The sequence below is a fragment of the Nonomuraea sp. NPDC051298 genome (assembly GCF_055586305.1).
In genome coordinates, this window is record NZ_JBVJIM010000011.1 from 130,382 (window position 1) to 148,445 (window position 18,064).

Here is an 18,064-nt window from a genome sequence, read left to right on the forward strand (position 1 = left end):
GACCACTACCTGCGGCCCGCCTGAGACCCCTGAGTCCTGACGAGCACCGCTAGTTGCCGTACCCCCGCTGCCCTGGGATGCCGTGTGGCAAGGTCGGTCGCAATCTTGTGGATGGAGGGGCGCCGGATCTCACCGGGAGCCTCGCGGTGTGCGACCAGCAGCGCGCGGGCGGTCTCTTCCGGACGGCCCGCTTGCCACCAGGCGCGCGCCATGTCGGTGTGCAGGCGCCCGCGGCGCTCGGCGGTGGGGAACTGGCCTGGGTGCAGTAGCCGGCCGACCCGTAGTGCTGCCCCTGCGTCACCGAGAGACCAGTGGATTCCGACTCGGTACAGCGCGACGCTCGCGGGTGTGACCGTGAACGGCTGACCATGAGAGTCCGATAGACGCGCTGCGGCGCGTTCAGCGTCGGTGATCATCTCCAGGGCGCGCTCCCGGTCGCCTGAATGTGCCGCGTTGTACGCGCACGTGCACAACAACTGCGCGTAGGTCGCCGCCTCGGCGGGAGTCGTCAGGCCGGCCGCCTCCAGTCGGTCGGCGGCCTCCGCCGTCACCCGGTCGGCCAGAGTATGCCGTCCCTCGTGGCGCAGAACGATGCTGAGCTGACGCGCTGCGGACGCCATCGCGACCGGCGACCCGGACAGCCGGGCGTACGCCGTCGCGCGGTCGGCTGTGATTCGCCGCGCCGGCGCACCGAGCTTGGCCAGGACGTCGGTGGCGAGCTCATAGCACGAGGCCAGCCGCGCGTACCCGCTGGGGCCACGGTCCTGCTTGGCAACGGCGTGCGCGACGCTCAGCAGCCCCGGGAGCCGGTCCACGAGCGTGTCCAGCCCTCCGGCGTCGAACAGCGTGCGGGCGCGGGCGAGGCGAGCGGCGACCTCGCTCGCCGTCGGCGGAACGGCCGGTGCCGGCAGGATGGCCAGAGCATCGTCCAGCGAGGTCAGCATGTGCGCGGGGACCGCGAGGCCCGCTGCGGCCAAGAAGGTACGGCGTCTCACTGGATCCTCCTGGGACTGAGGCTGGAGGGCGGTTGCCGCCACCCGCGAGCCTGCCGGGCGGCCTTGAGCACGCCACCGATGTCCTCAACGCTGATGAGCGCCCGGACCCATGCTGAGTCCCATAGCGCATCGCGTGCGTACATGTAGCGCTCCTGCGATCACCCAGAGTCCTTCCAACGGTACGCCGCCCAGTCGCGATCAGTGAGCGGAGTTGCACATTCTGCACACGGTGTGCGGCATCAGACCGGCGCATGGAGCCGACCCGCGCGTGTGGACTTGACTTCCAGTCGGACTGGAGTTTCTACGGTGGCGGCGTACCCCCGTGGAGAGGAGTCACGTCATGACCGTAGGGGATGGCTCGGTGGATGCCGCCCGGATCGTGGAGGGGCTGTGGGAGCAGACGGCCGGGTTCGCGCGCGCCGTGGCCGGAGGGGAGCCCGAGGCCCGGGTGCCCACCTGCCCCGAGTGGCGGCTGCGCGATCTGGTCGGGCACATCGGGCAGGCGCACCGCTGGGCGGCCGAGGTCGTCCGCGCCGGGACGCCGCTGCCGGTGCCCGACCCGCGCGAGGCCGGCCCGGGCGCGCCCGCCGCGTGGGAGGAGTGGCTGCTGACCGGCGCAGGGGAACTGGTCGCCGCCCTGCGGGAGGCCGAGGACCGGGGACGGGCCGAGGTGTGGTCGATGTTGGGGCCGGTGCCGCCGCGCTTCTGGCTGCGCAGAATGTTCTGCGACACCGCCGTGCACCACTACGACGCGGCCGTCACGACGGGCGCGGCGTTCGAGATCGCCGACGACCTGGCGGCCGACGTGCTGACCGAGGGCATGCAGCTCCTGGCGACGCCATGGGCGCGGTCCGCCAAACCGGAGCTGGCGAGGCTGCTCGGCCGGGGCGAGCGCCTCGCCGTCCTGCCGGACGACGGGATGGCGGGCTGGCTGGTCACCCGTGGTCCCGAGGGGATCCGGTGGGAGCGCGGGCGCGGGCACGGCGACGTGGTGCTGTCAGGGCCGGTGGCCGAGTGCATGCTGGTGCTGGCGCGGCGGCTGCCGCCCCGGGACGTCACCGGCGACCGGGCGCTGCTGGAGCACTGGCTGGCGCACACCGCGTTCTGAAGGGCGGTCGGGTCACAGCTCGACGTACGTCTCCGGGTCGCCGCCGATGCGTCCGCCGGTGGACAGGTCGTCGAGGCGGGCCATGTCCTGCGGCGACAGGTCGAAGTCGAACACCTCGAGGTTCTGCCGCATGCGGCCGGGATCGGCCGACTTGGGGATGGGCACGGTGCCCAACTGCAGGTGCCAGCGCAGCACCACCTGCGCAGGAGTACGCCCGTGGGCGGCGGCCAGCTCGGTCACGACGGGCTCGTCCAGCAGCTTGCTCCCGGCGCCGAGCGGGCTCCACGACTCGGTCACGATGTCGTGGTCGGCGTGCCAGGCGCGCAGGCCGCTCTGGGGGAAGCCGGGATGCAGCTCGATCTGGTTGACGACCGGCCGGACTCCGGTGTCGGCGACCACGCGTTCGATGTGCTCGGGCGTGAAGTTGGACACCCCGATCGAGCGGACCAGGCCCTGCTCGCGCAGGTGGACGAGGGCCCGCCAGGTCTCGGTGTAGAGGCCGCGGCCGGGCAGCGGCCAGTGGATGAGGTACAGGTCGACGTAGTCGAGGCCGAGCCTGGCCCGGCTCGCCTCGAAGCCGCGCAGGGCCGCGTCGTAGCCGTGGTGGGAGCCGCGCAGCTTCGTCGTGACGAACAGGTCCTCGCGGGCCACCGGCGTCTCCGCCACGGCGGCCCCGACGCCGCGTTCGTTGCCGTACGAGGCGGCCGTGTCGATCAGCCGGTAGCCGAGCGCGAGGGCGGTCGTCACGGCCTGGTGGGCCTCCTGGTCGTTCATCGGCCAGGTGCCCAGGCCCAGGCGTGGCATCGAGTGGCCGTCGGCGAGCATGACGGTCATGGCGTGGTCCTTCCCCCGTTGACCTGACGGGATCCGCTTCGGCGTGGCGGGTCCCTTCGGCGAGGGCTCCTCCTACCCTCGCGATCCGCCCCCAACCGGCCGGTCCCGGGGGGCGGGGCGGCCCGGTCAGCTTTCGAGGTAGCGCAGGATGGCCAGCACGCGGCGGCTGTAGCCGGGGTCGCGGGGCAGGTCGAGCTTGTCCATGATGGCGTTGACGTGCTTCTCGACCGTGCTGAGCGAGACGTGCAGGCGTTCGGCGATGGCGGCGTTGACGTATCCCTGGGCGAGGTGGCGCAGCACCTCGCCCTCGCGTGGGCTGAGCCTGCTCAGCGGGTCGGCGCGGGTGGTGCGCGCCAAGAGCTGGCGCACCACCTCGGGGTCGAACGCCGTGCCGCCCGCGCGTACCCGCTCCAGCGAGTCGAGGAACTCGGCCACCTCCGAGACGCGGTCCTTCAGCAGGTAGCCGAGCCCTTCGGTGGAACCGGCCAGGAGCCGGGCGGCGTAGTGCTGCTCGACGTACTGCGACAGGACGAGCACGGCGACCCCCGGCAGGCGCTCGCGGATCTCCAGCGCCGCCCGCAGCCCCTCGTCCTTGTGCGTGGGCGGCATGCGTACGTCGATCACGGCCACGTCGGGACGGTGCCGCGCGGCGGCGTCGAGCAGCGCGGGCGCGTCGCCGACGGCGGCGACGACCTCGTGCCCGGCGTCGGCGAGCAGCCGGGTGAGGCCCTCGCGCAGCAGGACGGAGTCGTCGGCCAGGATCACCCGCACGGCGGCGCCTTGGGCAGCGTGGCACCGATCCTGGTGGGGCCGCCGGGCGGGCTGTCGACGGTGAACGTGCCGTCGAGGGCCAGCACCCGCCGCGCCAGCCCGGACAGGCCGCCGCCGGAGGGGTCGGCGCCCCCCTTGCCGTCGTCGGATATCGCCACGCTCACCGTCCGCTCGTCCTCGCTCAGGACCACCAGGATGTCACGCGCGGCGGCGTGCTTGACCGCGTTGGTGAGGGCCTCGCGGGCGACGAAGTACAGCGCGGTCTCGACCTCCGAGGCGAGCCGCGCGCCGAGACCGTAGTGCACGGTGACGGGCACCCCGGCCCGCTCGGCGGCTCCGGCGAGCGCGGCGCGCAGGCCCAGCTCGTCGAGCGCGGTGGGGTAGACGCGCCAGGCCACGCTGCGCAGTTCGTCGAGGAGGCGGCGCGACTCGGTGTAGGACTGTTCGACCAGCTCGGCGATCTGGTCGTGGTCGCCGCTGTGCCGGGCGCGGCCGAGCAGCATGGCCAGGGCGACGCCGCGCTGCTGCACGCCGTCGTGCAGGTCGCGTTCGATCCTGCGGCGCTCGTCGTCGACGGCCCTGACGATGCCGGAACGGGTGGCGGTCAGCTCGGCGATGCGCCTGCGCAGCCGTTCCTGGGGGCCGGGGCCGAGGAAGTGCTCGGCCAGGCGGCGGTCGGCCGCGGCCATGGCCACGGTCAGCAGGGCGAGCACGACCACCGTGAGCAGGCCGGTGGCCAGGCCGAGCGCGCCGTCGCTGGTGACGATCTTGACGCCGGGCAGGTCCAGCGGCACCGGCCGCGAGTGGCCCCACAGCAGGTCCCACGTGCCGCCCAGCAGCAGGAGGACGGCCAGGAACAGGACCATCGCGCACGCGTAGCCGCCCAGGACGCCGAGCGCGGCGCGGGCGGCCAGGAAGGCGTACCGGTCTTCGCGAACGGCCGTGTCGGTGCCGAGCCAGCGGGACAGGCGGGCGCGTTCGAGCGCGGTCAGCCGGGCCAGCCCGCGCCTGGCGGCGGGCCGCAGCGCGGGGATCAGCGCCGCGGGCCCCGCGGCGATCAGGAAGACCAGCTCGGCCAGGGCGAGGAGCGTCCCGAGCACGACCGCGGCCGGCACGCGGGCGATCCGGCCGCCTGTCACGCGCCCTGCGACGCCCCCAGTGACCGGCCCAATGATCGGCCCAGTGATCGGCCCAGTGCCCGGCCCTGCGACCTGCTCTGCCGCGGGCGTGGAGTCCATGTGTCGCGAGTCTATGCGTCGCGGCGGCGCAGCACGGCGTGGCCCGTCACCACGGCCGTCGCCGTCCAGGCCAGCAGCCACACCAGCCCCTCCCCCGCCGAGTACGGCATCGGCCCGGCCGTGACGTTGTCCGTGCTGCCCATGAACGCCAGCCCCGCGAACGCCGGCATGCGCAGCGCCGCGGCCACCGCCGCCTGGCTGCCCGTCATGAGCAGCATCAGCGGCAACCCCAGCAGCAGCATGAACACCACGGTGAGCGTGCCCGCCGCACTGCGCACGGCCGCGCCCACGCCCAGGGTCAGCACCGACACCAGCGCGAAGAACACGCCGACCCCCAGCAGGTCGGCCACCACCTGCCCGGCGGGGGCCACGACGAGGCCGCCGAACACGTCGAGCGACAACAGCGCGTAGACGGCCGCCGTCGCCGCCGCGCCCGTCAGCACCCCCACCGCGACCATCACGGGGGCCACCACCAGCGCCTTGGCCGCCAGCAGGATCCCGCGCCCGGGCGTGGCCTGGAGCGTGACGCGGATGCCGCCGGAGGCGTACTCCGAGGTGATCGTCAGCATGGCCAGGGCCACCAGCGCGAACTGCACGAACGTCGTGGCCGACACCACGGGCTCGCTGGCGACGACCCGCACCCCCGTCCCACCGTCACGCAGGGCCTCGGTGGCGGTGGCGCCGCCCAGGGTGACGGCGGTCAGCACCATGAGGGCGGACGCGCAGGCCAGGCACCACCACGTGGACCTGACGGACCACAGCTTCGCCCATTCGGACCCGATGGCCTGCCGCAGTGTCCTCATCTGCCCACTCCGTACTCGACGCTGCCCGAGGTCAGCTCCTGGTACGCCTGCTCCAGGGACGCCTCCCTGCTCCGCAGCTCGTGCAGGCGGATCCCGGCCTCGTGGGCCAGGTCGCCGATCCGCTCGACGGGGGCGCCGGTGGCTTCCAGCTCGTTCTCGCCGAGCCGCCGTACCGCGATCCCGGCGGCGCGCAGGCGCTCCGCGAGGTCGCCGGCGTGCGGGGTGCGGACGAGTACGGCCGTCAGCGAGCTGCCCGCCAGGACGTCGGCGAGCGGGGCGTCCATGATGAGCCGGCCCTTGCCGATGACCACGAGGTGGTCGGCGGTGAGCTGCATCTCGCTCATGAGGTGGCTGGAGACGAACACCGTGCGGCCCTCGGCCGCCAGCGAGCGCATGAGACCGCGGACCCAGCGCACGCCGTCCGGGTCGAGCCCGTTGACGGGTTCGTCGAACATCAGCACCTCGGGGTCGCCCAGCAGCGCCGCCGCGATCCCGAGCCGCTGGCTCATCCCCAGCGACAGGGCTCCGGCCCGCCTGCGCGCCGCGCCCGCCATCCCGACCGTCTCCAGCACCTCGTCCACCCGCCGCCGCGCGATGCCGTTGCTGCGCGCCAGCGCCGTCAGGTGGGCCCGTCCGCTGCGGCCCGGGTGGGCGGCGCGGGCGTCGAGCAGCGCGCCGACGGTGCGCAGCGGATCCCTGAGCCGGGCGTACGGGACGCCGCCGACGAGCGCGGTGCCGGAGGTGGGCCGGTCGAGGCCGAGGACCAGCCTCATCGTGGTCGACTTGCCCGCCCCGTTCGGGCCGAGGAAGCCGGTCACCGTGCCCGGTCTCACCTCGAGCGACAGGTCGTCCACGGCGAGACGGTCGCCGTATCTCTTGCTCAAACTCGTCAGGCTGATCACGCCGCCCACGCTAGGAGCCCCGCCGGGCCGCCACCATGGGGGTGAGCCGCCGAGCTGAATGGCGGAAAACCGTAACGGCGGCCGCCCTTCGCGCCCGAGCCGGCGGGCCTCAGGTCAGGAGTAGGCGGCGTTCATCCACTCGGGGGCCTCGCCGAGCAGGGTGCGCAGCTCGTCGAGCAGGGCCTCGTCCACGGCCTGCCCGGCCCGCGACAGGTCCTCGATCCGGCGGCACAGCTCCGCCTCGCGGGTCGCCCCGACGGTCGCGCAGGCGCCCTTGAGCCGGTGCGCCAGCTCGGCCGCCGCCGCCAGGTCACCGGCCCGCACCGCCTGCCCCAGCTCCTCGAACGTACGCGTCGCGGTCGCCAGATAGGCTCGCGCGACGTCCGCCAGCGCCTCCTGAGACAGCCCCGCCAGCTCGGGCGGGAGCCCGGCCGAGGCCGCCCACTCCGGGATCCTGGCCAGCACGCGCGGCCAGTCCACCGGCTTGGCCAGGTGGTCGTCCATGCCCGCCTCCAGGCACCGGATCCGGTCGTCCGGCATGGCGGCGGCGGTCATGGCGATGATCGGGGTGTGGACCTGCTCGCGTCTCCTGATCTCCTCGGTGGCGGCCAGGCCGTCGAGCACGGGGAGCTGGCAGTCCATGAAGACCAGGTCGTACTCGCCGGCCAGCACCGCCCGCACGGCCTTCTCGCCGTCGTCGACCACCTCGACCGCGTGCCCGGCCTGCGCCAGCACGAGCAGCGCGACCTGGCGGCTCACCTCGTCGTCCTCGGCCACCAGGATCCGTACGCCGCCGTCGGGGCTGCCGCCGTTGCCCGTGACGGCGTCGCCGGGGGAGTCGCAGGTGCCCAGGGCGTTCTCGGCGGCGGCGAGCAGGCGGCGGCGGCTGAGCGGCCGGGTGATCGACTGGACGGCCCGCTCCCCCGCCGCGCCCGGCCAGGCGAACCCGGCCCGCCCCGGCGTCACCACCACGATCACGCTGGTGGCCTGGAACAGCGGGTCGGTGAGGATGACGTGGGCGAGCGAGCCCGGCGCGCCCGCTTGAAGAGGGCCCGCCTGGGTGGGGCCTGCCGGGTGCGGGCCCGCGCCCAGGTCGAGCGCCACGACGGCCAGCTCGTACGGCTCCCCGCTCCCGGCGGCGGCCCGCAGCAGCGCCAGGGCGGACTCCTCGTCCATGGTCTCCTCGACCTCGGCCCCGGCCTGCGCCAGGAAGCGCGCGGCCAGCGTACGGTCCTCGGGACGCTGGTCGGCGACGAGCGCGCGCCGCCCCTCCAGCGCCCCGGCCCCCGGCTCCGACCAGTCCAGGACGTCCACCGGCAGGGTCGCCCAGAACCGGCTGCCCACCCCCTCCACGCTGTCCAGCCCGATCGAGCCGCCCATCAGCTCGACGAGCTGCCGGCTGATGGCCAGGCCCAGCCCGCTGCCGCCGGTCCTGCGCGTGATCGGCGAGTCGACCTGGCGGAAGACGCCGAACACCCGCTCGCGGTCATGGGGGCCGACCCCGATCCCGGTGTCCGCCACCGCGAACCTGAGCACCGCCCGCTCCTGGCCCGGCTCACCCTCGTGCAGGCTGACCTGCAGGTCCACGCCGCCCTGGACGGTGAACTTCAGCGCGTTGCCGACCAGGTTCGTCAGCACCTGGCGCAGCCGGGCAGGGTCGCCGCAGACCTGGCCCGGCACGTTCTCGTCGAGGCGCAGGGTCAGCCAGAGCCCCTGCTCGTACGCGTGCGGCGCGAACGGCGCCACCACCTCGTCGCACAGGCGCGGCAGGTCGAACGGGACCGCCTCGACCTGCAGGTGCCCGGCCTCGATCCTGGACAGGTCGAGGAAGTCGTCGAGCAGGCGCAGCACGTTCTGGGCCGACTCCTGGGCGGTGGTGGCGTAGTAGCGCTGCTCGTCGTCCAGGCGGGTGCCCATGAGCAGGGAGTTCATGCCGAGCACGCCGTTGATCGGGGTGCGGATCTCGTGGCTGATCTTGGCCACGAACTCCGACTTCGCGCTGGAGGCGCTGACGGCCTCGTCCCTGGCGGCGGCCAGTTCGGCGGCGTACCTGGACAGGGTGTTCTGGGCCCGGCGGCGGACCCGCGTGCTGTGGATCTGCAGGCCGAGCCCGATGAGGATGAGCAGGGCGAGCAGGGCGGCGACGGTGAGCACGTTGGCGCGCACCTGTTCGGCCGAGGCCAGCGCCTCGGCGGCGGAGACCTCGGCGGTGACCGTCCAGCCGATGCTCGGGATGGGCTCGGAGGCCGACAGCACCGTGCCGTCGATGCCGTGGAACATGCCGTTCCACGCCTTCCCGGCGAGCGCGGCGTCCACCCGGGGGTCCTCGCGCAGGGAGGTGAGGGCGTAGAGCTTGCGGCCCGGGTCGGCGACCAGCACGCCGGCCTTGTCGGTGATGAGCAGCCGGATGTCCTGCGCCTCCGCGGCCTCCTCGGCGAACTCCTGGATGGCGTCGAGGCTGTAGACGACGGTGAGCATGCCGAGCATGCGGGTGCGGTCGGCGCTCTCGATGGGCACGGCCACCGCCACCGCCCTGGACACGCCGACCATCGTGGGCGTGTACGCCTGCGAGACGTGGGCCGTGTGCCGGTCGCGCACGGCGCGGTACCAGTCGGTGCTGGTGGCGTCCTGCGGGAGGACCGTCGGCGGCTCGGCGCCGAGCATGTCGCCCTCCGGGGAGATCATGATCAGGCCGCTGACGCCGTCGCGCATGCGCTTCAGCTCGCCGAGCCAGTCGCGCAGGGTGACGGGGGTCGTGTCGCCCACCGCGTCGCGTACCTGGGGGCGCTGGGCGAAGGAGGTGACGAGCTGCTTGAGCGAGCTCATCTGCTGCTCGACGACGACCCGGCTGACCGAGGCGGTGGTCGTGACCCGGTCGGTGACCTCCTGGCGGACCGCGTCCTCCGACATGGAGATGCTGGAGGAGGTGAGCAGCGCCAGGGGCAGCAGGCCGAGCAGCGTCCACAGGGCCGTCACCGCGAGCAACCACCGCACGGGCGTCCGTCCCTCCCCCCACTCGTTCGGGTACAGAGTAGGAAAGAACCAGCCGGTTCGCTGGTTCCCCGTGAGCAGAACGCACAAAAGTCGATCTTTTTTAATAAAACCCACCTAAGCTGGAATGATCTACCAGTTTGACGAGGAGCGTGGCGATGCCTGAGCTCAGGGACATCACCGTTCTCATCGTGGACGACGACCCGGTGGTCACCGCCGCACTGCACGCTCAGGTGAACCGGGTGCTCGGGTTCAGGGTCGTGGGCATCGCGCACACCGGGCACGCGGCGCTGGCCGCCGCCGGCCGCTTCGCGCCCCGGCTGGTCCTGCTCGATCTGCACCTTCCGGATATGCCCGGCCTGGAGGTGGCGCACCGGTTGCGGCGGCCCGATCAGCCGCCCACCGACGTCATCGTGATCTCCGGCCGCAAGGAGTCGGCCACGGTACGCGCGGCCATGCAGCGCGGCGCCCTGTACTACCTGGTCAAGCCGACCAGGGCGGGCATACTCGAACAGACCCTGCTGCGCTACGCGGCGACCGCCGAGCAACTCGAGTCGGGCGGCCGCTTCGCCGAGCAGCAGGAGATCGACCGCATCTTCCGCTCACTCCACCTCGACCAGGCCGCCCGTCCGAAGAGCATCTCCGCCGCGACCGAACAGGCGGTGCTGGACGCGCTGGCCGGGGTCGACGAGGACGCCTCGGCGCACGAGCTGGCGGGGATGATCGGCGTCAGCCGGGCCACCGCCCGCCGCTACCTGGAGCACCTGGCCGAGCGCGGCCTGGTCGAGGGCCGCCCGCGCTACGGGCCGACCGGCCGGCCGCAGAACCGGTACCGGGTCCGGTGAGAGCGCTCCGGGCGCTGGTCGCGGCGATGCTGGTGTGCCTTTCGACCGCGGGCTGCACCGAGCCGGGCACCTTCCCAGAAGGCTCCACCATGGCCCGCATCAGGGAGCGCGGCGTGCTGACCGTGGGCATCAAGTTCGACCAGCCCCTGTTCGGCTACAAGGACCCGGTCAGCGGGCGGATCACCGGGTTCGACGCGGAGATGGCCAGGCTGGTGGCCAAGGACCTGACGGGCAGCGAGCGCAACATCCGCTTCGTCGAGACCGTCTCCCGCGAGCGCGAGAACTTCATCGAGCAGGGCATGGTGGACCTCGTCGTCGCCACGTACTCGATCACGCCGTCGCGGGCCGAGCGGGTCTCGTTCACCGACCCGTACTACTACGCCGGACAGGACCTCCTGGTCAGGCGGAACGACTCCACCATCAACCAGGTGTCCGACCTGAAGGGCAAGGTCGTCTGCACCGCCATCGGCTCCACCTCCGTCGACCGCCTGCGCACCACCGTGCCCGAGGCCGACCTGGAGATCGTGGACGCCTACAGCATCTGCGTGCCGGCGCTGGTGGCCGGCCGGGTCGACGCGCTCAGCACCGACGACACCATCCTGCTCGGGCTGCTGGCCCAGCACCCCGACACGTTGCGGCTGGTCGGCAAGCCGTTCGGGCGCGAGCCGTACGGGATGGGCATCCGCAGGCAGGACGTGGCCTTCCGCGACTACCTCAACGGGCTGATCTCCCGCTGGCTGCGCGACGGGGAGTGGGACCGCGCCTACATGGCCACCATCGGGATCACCCCCGGCGCCACCTCCGACTCCGCCCGGCCGGCCAATCGCTGAGCAGAACGATCAAACGCTGAGCAGAACGATCACAAGCCTCTCCCCGGCACACCCGGCTCCTACGGTTACGCCAACGCTGACCGACACAAGGAGCGTGACGCATGAGCCAGGCGGATCTGATCGTCCTGGACCAGGTCAACAAGCGCTTTGGTGATCACCATGTGCTGAGGGACGTCAGCCTGACCGTCGGGCAGGGCGAGGTCGTGGTGATCATCGGCCCGTCCGGGGCGGGCAAGTCCACGCTGTGCCGCGCGATCAACCGGCTGGAGACCATCGACTCCGGCACGATCAGCCTCGACGGGACGCCGCTGCCCGCCGAGGGCAAGGCGCTGGCCCGGCTGCGGGCCGAGGTCGGCATGGTCTTCCAGTCGTTCAACCTCTTCGCGCACAAGACCGTCCTGGACAACGTCGTCCTCGGGCAGGTCCACGTGCTCAAGCGGTCGAAGGAGGAGGCCGTGCGCAAGGCCCGCGAGCTGCTCGACCGGGTCGGCATCGGCAGCCAGGCCGCGAAGTTCCCCGCCCAGCTCTCCGGCGGGCAGCAGCAGCGGGTGGCCATCGCCAGGGCGCTGGCCATGGACCCGAAGGCGATCCTGTTCGACGAGCCCACCTCGGCGCTGGACCCCGAGATGGTCAACGAGGTGCTCGAGGTCATGACGGCGCTGGCCCGCGAGGGCATGACCATGGTCGTCGTCACCCACGAGATGGGCTTCGCCCGGCGGGCGGCCGACCGGGTCGTCTTCATGGCCGACGGCGAGATCGTCGAGCAGAACACCCCCGACGCCTTCTTCGGCGCGCCCAGCAGCGACCGCGCGCAGTCCTTCCTCGCCAAGATCCTCACCCACTAAGGAGTGTCATGTTCGGCAGATCCCTCTACGCCGTCTTCGCCGTGGTCGCCGTCACCGCCACCGTCGCCGGGTGCGGCGGCGGCCAGGGCGACTACGCCTCCGTCGTGGACAAGGCCAAGAACGACAAGAAGCTGGTGATCGGGGTGAAGGCCGACCAGCCCGGCCTCGGCCTGCGCACCCCGGACGGCGGCTTCACCGGCTTCGACATCGAGGTCGCCAAGTACGTGGCCAAGCAGCTCGGGGTCGAGCCGGCGGGCATCACGTTCAAGGAGACCGTGTCGGCCAACCGTGAGGCGTTCATCGAGCAGGGCCAGGTGGACCTGGTGGTGGCCACGTACTCGATCACCGACGCCAGGAAGCAGAAGGTGTCCTTCGCCGGGCCGTACTTCGTGGCCGGGCAGGACCTGCTGGTCAGGACCGACGACGCCGCGCTGACCGGGCCGGAGACGCTCAACGGCAAGAAGCTGTGCTCGGTCGCCGGCTCGACCCCGGCGCAGAAGGTCAAGACCGAGTACGCCAAGGAGGTGCAGCTCCAGGAGGAGCGGACGTACTCGGCGTGCGTGGACCGCGTGCTCGGCGGCCAGCTCGACGCGCTCACCACCGACAACGTCATCCTCGCCGGGTACGCCGCCCAGCACGCCGGCAAGCTCAAGGTGGTCGGCAAGCCGTTCAGCACCGAGAAGTACGGCATCGGCCTGAAGAAGGACGACACGAACGGCCGCAAGGCGGTCAACGACGCCCTGGAGAAGATGTTCTCCGACGGGAGCTGGACCAAGGCGCTGCAGGCCAGCGTGGGCTCCTCCGGTTTCACCGCGCCGCAGGCCCCGCAGCTCGAGCGGTACTGAGGCGGCATGGACGCGTTGCTGACCGAGGGCGGCACCATCCTGGCCGCCTTCTGGATGACGGTGCGGCTGACTGCGGTCAGCGCGCTCGGCTCCCTCGTGCTGGGGACGGTGCTGACCGCCATGCGGGTCTCCCCGCTGTCCTCCCTGCGCGGCGCCGCGAGCGCGTACGTGACCGTGGCCCGCAACACGCCGCTGACCCTGGTGCTGCTGTTCACCGGCCTGGGCATCGGGGCGAACCTGGGGCTGGAGCTGTCCGACGACCTCGCGACCAACAACTTCTGGCTCGCGGTCATCGGGCTGACCGCCTACACCTCGGCGTTCGTCTGCGAGGCCCTGCGCTCCGGGCTCAACACCGTGCCCGTGGGGCAGGCGGAGGCCGCCCGCTCGCTGGGGCTGAGCTTCGTCAGGACGCTGCTGCTGATCACGCTGCCGCAGGCGTTCCGCGCGGTGGTGGCGCCGCTGGGCAGCATCCTCATCGCGCTGACCAAGAACACCACGATCGCGCTGGTCGTGGGCGTGGGCGAGGCGTCGGTGCGGATGCGCGAGCTGATCGAGACCTACGGTGACCAGGTCATCGAGATCTTCCTCGGCTTCGCCGCCGGCTTCGTGCTGCTGTGCCTGCCGACGGGGCTGCTGTTCGGCTGGCTGTCGCGGCGGCTGGCGGTGGCCAGGTGAGCGCCTACACGAACCTGTACGAGGCCCCGGGGCCGCGCGGCATCGCCCGCAACCGGATGCTGACGGCGGCCGTCGCGCTCGGCCTGCTGGCAGTGGCGTACGTCGTCTACGTGCGCTTCGACGCGAAAGACCAGTGGGCGGCCGAGAAGTGGCTGCCGCTGCTGCGCGGGGACGTCTGGGCCACGTTCATCCTGCCCGGCCTGGCCGGGACGCTGTCCGCGGCCGTCGCCGGGGTGGTGCTGGCCGGGCTGTTCGGGATCGTCTTCGCCACGGCCCGGCTGTCGGAGCACCGGTGGATCCGGGTGCCGGCGGCCGTGGTGGTGGAGTTCTTCCGCGCCGTGCCGCTGCTGTTGCTGATCTTCTTCGCCTTCTTCGGCTCGTACGTGCTCATCGGGGTGAACATCTCGGCCTTCGCGGCGGTGGTGTTCGGGCTCACGCTCTACAACGGGTCGGTGATCGCCGAGATCATCCGGGCCGGGGTGCTGAGCCTGCCGAAGGGGCAGCGGGAGGCGGCGTACGCGGTCGGCATGCGCAAGGGCCAGGTGATGCGGCTCGTCCTGCTGCCGCAGGCGCTGAAGGCCATGCTGCCCGCGCTGGTCAGCCAGTTCATCGTGCTGCTGAAGGACTCGGCGCTCGGCCTGATCGTGGGCTACGACGAGCTGGTGGACCGCGGGCTGAACGGGATCGCGGCCAACTTCTCCAACGTGATCCCGGCGGCGATCCTCATCGCGGCCATCTTCATCGTGATCAACATGGCGCTGGACCGGCTGGCCCACCGCCTCGGGGCCGCGAACCAGCGGTGACCCGAAGGGCGGGAATGTGTAGAAAGAGAGCCATGTCCTTCTCCCCCGGCTCTCTCACCGGCCACACGATCCCGCCCCCCGGCCCCTTCACCGGCCGCACCATCCCCGAGCTGGCCCGCGACCTGCGCGACGGCAGGACGACCTGCGCCGCCCTGGCCGAGCAGGCCCTGGACGCCGCGGCGGCCCTGAACCCGGCGCTCAACGCGTTCGTCACCGTCGACGCCGCCGGAGCGCTGCGGGCGGCCCGGCAGGCGGACGACGAGCTGGCCAGGGGCGCCGACCGGGGCCCGCTGCACGGGATCCCGGTGGCGGTGAAGGACCTGATCATGGTGGCCGGGCTGCCCGCCACCATGGGGTCGCGGCACTTCGCCGGGTACGTCCCCGGCGAGGACGCCGAGTGCGTGGCCCGCCTGCGCCGGGCGGGCGCGGTCGTCGTCGGCAAGACCACGACCCACGAGTTCGCCTACGGCCCCACCGGCGACCGCTCCGCCTCCGGCCCGTCGCGCAACCCGTGGGACCCGGCGCGCATGTCGGGGGGATCCAGCGGGGGCAGCGCGGTGGCCGTGGCGGCGGGCATCGTCCCGCTCGCCCTCGGCACGGACACGGGCGGCTCCGTCCGCATCCCGGCCGCCCTGTGCGGGATCGCCGGGTTCAAGCCCGCGTACGGCGCGATCCCGGCGGACGGCGTGTTCCCCCTGGCGACGTCCTTCGACCACGTGGGCGTGCTCGCGGGCCACGAGGCCGACTGCCTGATCGCCTACCGCCGCCTGGCCGGAGCGGAGCCCGCCGGGGACGAGGAAGAGCGCGCGGACGCGCAGGGACGGATCGCGTGGCTGGACACGGACGGCCCGGACGCTTGGGACACGCGGGTGGTGCGGGCCGTCCGGGCGGCGGCGGGCCCCATGGACGAGGTGCGCCTGCCCGAGGGGCTGGCCCAGGAGGCGCGCGTGACGTACACCGTCATCCAGTCCTGCGAGGCGGCGTCCGTGCACGCCGAGCGGCTGGCGGACGCGCCCGAGCTGTTCGGCCCCGAGGTGCTCGAACGCCTGGGCGCCGCCGCGGAGGTGCCCGGCTGGCGGCACGTCCGCGCCCTGGCCGCCCGCGAGCGCCTGGCCGCGGAGTTCGGCGCGCTGTTCGAGCGGCACGACGTGCTCGCCCTGCCGACCGTGCCGCTGACCGCGCCGCCGCTCGACCGGCGCGAGGTGGCGCCGGCGGGCCGGACGGTCGAGGTCCGTCCCGCCCTGCTGGCGCTGACCTGCCCGTGGAACGTGCTGGGTCTCCCCGCGCTGACGGTCCCCGCGGGCACCGTGGACGGCCTGCCGGTCGGCCTGCAGCTCGTCTGCCGCCCCGGCGACGAGCCGCTGCTCTTCCGCGCCGCGGCCACCCGCCTGGCCGGGAGCTGACGACCGGTCAGCGCTCTGGGGCCGTACGGTCGTGGGCGGCGGGGTCGAGGGCGTGCAGGATGCCGGTCTCCAGGCCGGTGTCGTAGCCGGCCAGGAAGGCCGCCCGGTACGCCCGGTCCCCGAGCAGCTCCCGCGCCTGCCGTTCGCAGCGCTCGCGGGCGGCGACCCACTGGCGGATGCCGATCTGCGCCCGCCCGACCGTGTCCCACACCTGCTGGGCCAGCCCGAGCCGGCGCGCGGCGGGCTCGGCCTGCCCGGAGGCGGACGCGGCGCACGCCAGCACGTCGAGGGCCAGCGCGATCCCGATGTTGTCACGCAGGCGGTGCTTGACCGCCAGCGCCGCGCGGGCGAAGCCCTGGGCCGCCTCGAAGCGCCCGAGCGACAGCTCCACCTGGGCGCGGAACAGCTCGGCGTACGCGCGCATCCAGCGTTCCCCGTGCCTGTCGCACTCGGCGCACATCGCCTCCAGCGTCTCGATCGCCTCCTCGACGCGGCCCTGCGCGGTGTGCACGTGGCTCTGCCCGAGCCGGGCCAGCAGCGTCGGCAGGCTGAGCCCGTGCTCGGGCCTGTGCACGGCGAGCAGGCTCTCGGCCAGCGCGAGCGCCAGCGCCAGGTCTCCCCTGATGGTGGCGGCGGCCATGACCATGGCCTGGGCGGCGAGCGCGGCGGCGGGGTCGCCGAGCTGCTCGGCGACCCCGGCGCACTCGGCGGCCCAGGCCATGCCGGCGGCGGGGTCGCCCTGCACCATGAGCATCAGGCTGCACACCCACAGGGCCCGGTTGCGCACGACGCTGGGCTCGGTGTCGAGTTCGAGCGCGCGTTCCAGGTAGTGCTGGCCCTCGCGGAGGAAGCCGCAGGGGTACCAGAAGAACCACAGGGCGGCGGCCAGCTCCAGCGCGGCGTGGTCGCCGGGGGTGGCCAGGCTGAAGTCGAGCGCGGTCCGCAGGTTCTCGTGCTCGGCGGTGGTGCGGTCGATCCACGAGACCTGGTCGGGCCCGAGCCAGGCGGTGTCGCCGCGGCGGGCCATGGCCAGGAAGTGGTCGCGGTGGCGGCGGCGCAGCTCCTCCTGCTCGCCGAGGGCGCGCAGCCACATGGCGCCGTACTCCCGGATGGTGTCGAGCATGAGATAGCGCTCGCCGCCGCCGGTCGGCGCCCAGATGAGGATCGACTTGTCGGCCAGCCCGGCCAGCAGGTCCGGGATGCCGGCGGCGGGCAGCAGCGCGTCCGCGCAGACCTCCGCCGCGGCCCGGTCGTCGAAGCTGCCGGCGAAGGCCGAGGCGCGGGCCCAGAGCAGCCGTTCCTCGGGGGTGCACAGCTCGTGGCTCCACCCGACCGCGGTACGCAGCGCCTGGTGCCAGGGCGGGTCGGCGTCGAGCACCTCGGCCTCGACGTCGCCCAGCAGCGCGAAGCGGTCGTCCAGCCGGTCGCACAGCTCCTGCGCGGGCAGCTCGCGCAGCCGGGCCGCGGCCAGCTCGATCGCCAGCGGCAGCCCTTCCAGGCGGCGGCACAGGCGGACGACCTCGGCGCGGTTGCCGTCGGTGACGGTGAAGCCGGGGACGACGGCGGCGGTGCGCTCGGCGAGCAACGTCACCGCGTCCTGGCGGCCGCCCCCGGCGGCGTCGGGCAGGGGCAGCGGGTCGATACCGAGCACCTGCTCGTCCGGCAGGCCCAGCGGGCGGCGGCTGGTGGCCAGGATCGACAGCCGGGGCGCGGCGGCGAGCAGCTCGCGGGCCGTGCGGGCGCAGGCGTCGATGAGGTGTTCGCAGGTGTCGAGCACCAGGAGGAGGTCACGGTCCATGAGGTACTCGCCGAGCACCTCGGTCATGGGCCGGGTCGTACGGTCGGCCAGCGGCAGCGCCTCGGCGATCGCGTACGGCACCAGCGCCCCCTGGTCGAGCGCCGAGAGCGCGACGAGCCAGGCCCCGTCGGCGTAGCCGGGCTCCATGAGGGTGGCGGCCCGCAGCGCGAGCCTGGTCTTGCCGACGCCGCCCACGCCGGTCAGCGTCACCATCCGGTGCTCGCCGCACAGTCGGCGGATGTGAGCGAGTTCTCCGCGACGACCCACCAGGCTGGTCATCTCCGGCGGCAGATTCCCGGCGTGCCGCCCACCCATGTTCATGATCCCCACCCGTCCGGCTTCCGTCCGCCGCCTTCGGTGAACAGCAGCTTGCCGGAC

General features: G+C 73.2%; 16 protein-coding genes. 8 read left to right on the plus strand and 8 right to left on the minus strand.

Going from position 1 to position 18,064, the window contains the following annotated elements; all coding sequences use genetic code 11:
• Positions 1-5: 5 nt before the first annotated feature.
• Positions 6-995, minus strand: coding sequence for a hypothetical protein (locus tag ACZ6S0_RS29045; protein ID WP_465922477.1), 990 nt, complete (start codon positions 993-995; stop codon positions 6-8).
• A gap of 340 nt (positions 996-1,335) precedes the next feature.
• On the opposite strand from ACZ6S0_RS29045, the gene ACZ6S0_RS29050 reads away from it, so the two are divergent.
• A complete protein-coding gene (locus tag ACZ6S0_RS29050; protein WP_465922478.1) occupies positions 1,336-2,103 on the plus strand; it encodes a maleylpyruvate isomerase family mycothiol-dependent enzyme in 768 nt (255 codons plus the stop codon).
• A 12-nt stretch (positions 2,104-2,115) separates the two neighbouring features.
• Here the strand turns inward: ACZ6S0_RS29050 and ACZ6S0_RS29055 are convergent, their stop codons facing one another.
• The 6 genes from ACZ6S0_RS29055 to ACZ6S0_RS29080 form a co-directional block, all read right to left on the minus strand.
• A complete protein-coding gene (locus ACZ6S0_RS29055; protein WP_465922479.1) occupies positions 2,116-2,937 on the minus strand; it encodes an aldo/keto reductase in 822 nt (273 codons plus the stop codon).
• Positions 2,938-3,063: 126 nt separating this feature from the next.
• Positions 3,064-3,708 carry a response regulator gene (locus ACZ6S0_RS29060; protein WP_465922480.1) on the minus strand — a complete coding sequence of 215 codons (645 nt, stop codon included), beginning with the start codon at positions 3,706-3,708 and terminating at the stop codon, positions 3,064-3,066.
• On the minus strand, positions 3,699-4,946 hold the full coding sequence (locus ACZ6S0_RS29065) for a sensor histidine kinase (protein WP_465922481.1): 1,248 nt from the start codon (positions 4,944-4,946) through the stop codon (positions 3,699-3,701). Before ACZ6S0_RS29065 ends, ACZ6S0_RS29060 begins: the two co-directional genes overlap by 10 nt.
• 11 nt (positions 4,947-4,957) lie before the next feature.
• Positions 4,958-5,749, minus strand: a complete 792-nt coding sequence (locus ACZ6S0_RS29070; RefSeq protein ID WP_465922482.1) for an ABC transporter permease — start codon at positions 5,747-5,749, stop codon at positions 4,958-4,960.
• Positions 5,746-6,651, minus strand: a complete 906-nt coding sequence (locus tag ACZ6S0_RS29075; RefSeq protein WP_465922483.1) for an ATP-binding cassette domain-containing protein — start codon at positions 6,649-6,651, stop codon at positions 5,746-5,748. The genes ACZ6S0_RS29070 and ACZ6S0_RS29075 overlap by 4 nt, the downstream gene beginning before the upstream one ends.
• A 114-nt stretch (positions 6,652-6,765) precedes the next feature.
• Entirely contained in the window at positions 6,766-9,645 is a 2,880-nt protein-coding gene (locus tag ACZ6S0_RS29080; RefSeq protein ID WP_465922484.1) for a hybrid sensor histidine kinase/response regulator, read from the minus strand.
• A 155-nt stretch (positions 9,646-9,800) separates the two neighbouring features.
• Between ACZ6S0_RS29080 and ACZ6S0_RS29085 the strand changes: the two genes are divergently transcribed.
• From ACZ6S0_RS29085 to ACZ6S0_RS29115, 7 genes are all read left to right on the plus strand, one after another.
• Complete coding sequence (locus ACZ6S0_RS29085) at positions 9,801-10,487, plus strand: response regulator (protein WP_465922485.1); 687 nt, start codon at positions 9,801-9,803, stop codon at positions 10,485-10,487.
• Positions 10,484-11,317 (plus strand): glutamate ABC transporter substrate-binding protein, encoded by an 834-nt coding sequence (locus tag ACZ6S0_RS29090; protein WP_465922486.1) that lies wholly within the window; start codon positions 10,484-10,486, stop codon positions 11,315-11,317. The genes ACZ6S0_RS29085 and ACZ6S0_RS29090 overlap by 4 nt, the downstream gene beginning before the upstream one ends.
• Before the next feature lie 101 nt (positions 11,318-11,418).
• Positions 11,419-12,162: an amino acid ABC transporter ATP-binding protein gene (locus ACZ6S0_RS29095; protein ID WP_465922487.1), complete on the plus strand. Its 744-nt coding sequence runs from the start codon at positions 11,419-11,421 to the stop codon at positions 12,160-12,162.
• Between the two features lie 8 nt (positions 12,163-12,170).
• Positions 12,171-13,007, plus strand: coding sequence for a glutamate ABC transporter substrate-binding protein (locus ACZ6S0_RS29100; RefSeq protein ID WP_465922488.1), 837 nt, complete (start codon positions 12,171-12,173; stop codon positions 13,005-13,007).
• Positions 13,008-13,013: 6 nt separating this feature from the next.
• The gene (locus tag ACZ6S0_RS29105; RefSeq protein WP_465922489.1) at positions 13,014-13,682 is read left to right on the plus strand and encodes an amino acid ABC transporter permease; all 669 of its coding nucleotides are present in this window, start codon (positions 13,014-13,016) and stop codon (positions 13,680-13,682) included.
• Positions 13,679-14,485, plus strand: a complete 807-nt coding sequence (locus ACZ6S0_RS29110; protein WP_465922490.1) for an amino acid ABC transporter permease — start codon at positions 13,679-13,681, stop codon at positions 14,483-14,485. Before ACZ6S0_RS29105 ends, ACZ6S0_RS29110 begins: the two co-directional genes overlap by 4 nt.
• A gap of 32 nt (positions 14,486-14,517) precedes the next feature.
• Entirely contained in the window at positions 14,518-15,888 is a 1,371-nt protein-coding gene (locus ACZ6S0_RS29115; RefSeq protein ID WP_465922491.1) for an amidase, read from the plus strand.
• A 7-nt stretch (positions 15,889-15,895) separates the two neighbouring features.
• Here the strand turns inward: ACZ6S0_RS29115 and ACZ6S0_RS29120 are convergent, their stop codons facing one another.
• On the minus strand, positions 15,896-18,007 hold the full coding sequence (locus ACZ6S0_RS29120) for an ATP-binding protein (RefSeq protein WP_465922492.1): 2,112 nt from the start codon (positions 18,005-18,007) through the stop codon (positions 15,896-15,898).
• Positions 18,008-18,064 lie beyond the last annotated feature (57 nt).

Coding starts and splice junctions, on each gene's coding strand:
- ACZ6S0_RS29050 (WP_465922478.1), top strand. CDS start 1,336: ATGACCGTAGGGGATGGCTCGGTGGATGCCGCCCGGATCGTGGAGGGG.
- ACZ6S0_RS29055 (WP_465922479.1), bottom strand. CDS start 2,937: ATGACCGTCATGCTCGCCGACGGCCACTCGATGCCACGCCTGGGCCTG.
- ACZ6S0_RS29065 (WP_465922481.1), bottom strand. CDS start 4,946: ATGGACTCCACGCCCGCGGCAGAGCAGGTCGCAGGGCCGGGCACTGGG.
- ACZ6S0_RS29070 (WP_465922482.1), bottom strand. CDS start 5,749: ATGAGGACACTGCGGCAGGCCATCGGGTCCGAATGGGCGAAGCTGTGG.
- ACZ6S0_RS29085 (WP_465922485.1), top strand. CDS start 9,801: ATGCCTGAGCTCAGGGACATCACCGTTCTCATCGTGGACGACGACCCG.
- ACZ6S0_RS29095 (WP_465922487.1), top strand. CDS start 11,419: ATGAGCCAGGCGGATCTGATCGTCCTGGACCAGGTCAACAAGCGCTTT.
- ACZ6S0_RS29100 (WP_465922488.1), top strand. CDS start 12,171: ATGTTCGGCAGATCCCTCTACGCCGTCTTCGCCGTGGTCGCCGTCACC.
- ACZ6S0_RS29105 (WP_465922489.1), top strand. CDS start 13,014: ATGGACGCGTTGCTGACCGAGGGCGGCACCATCCTGGCCGCCTTCTGG.
- ACZ6S0_RS29115 (WP_465922491.1), top strand. CDS start 14,518: ATGTCCTTCTCCCCCGGCTCTCTCACCGGCCACACGATCCCGCCCCCC.
- ACZ6S0_RS29120 (WP_465922492.1), bottom strand. CDS start 18,007: ATGAACATGGGTGGGCGGCACGCCGGGAATCTGCCGCCGGAGATGACC.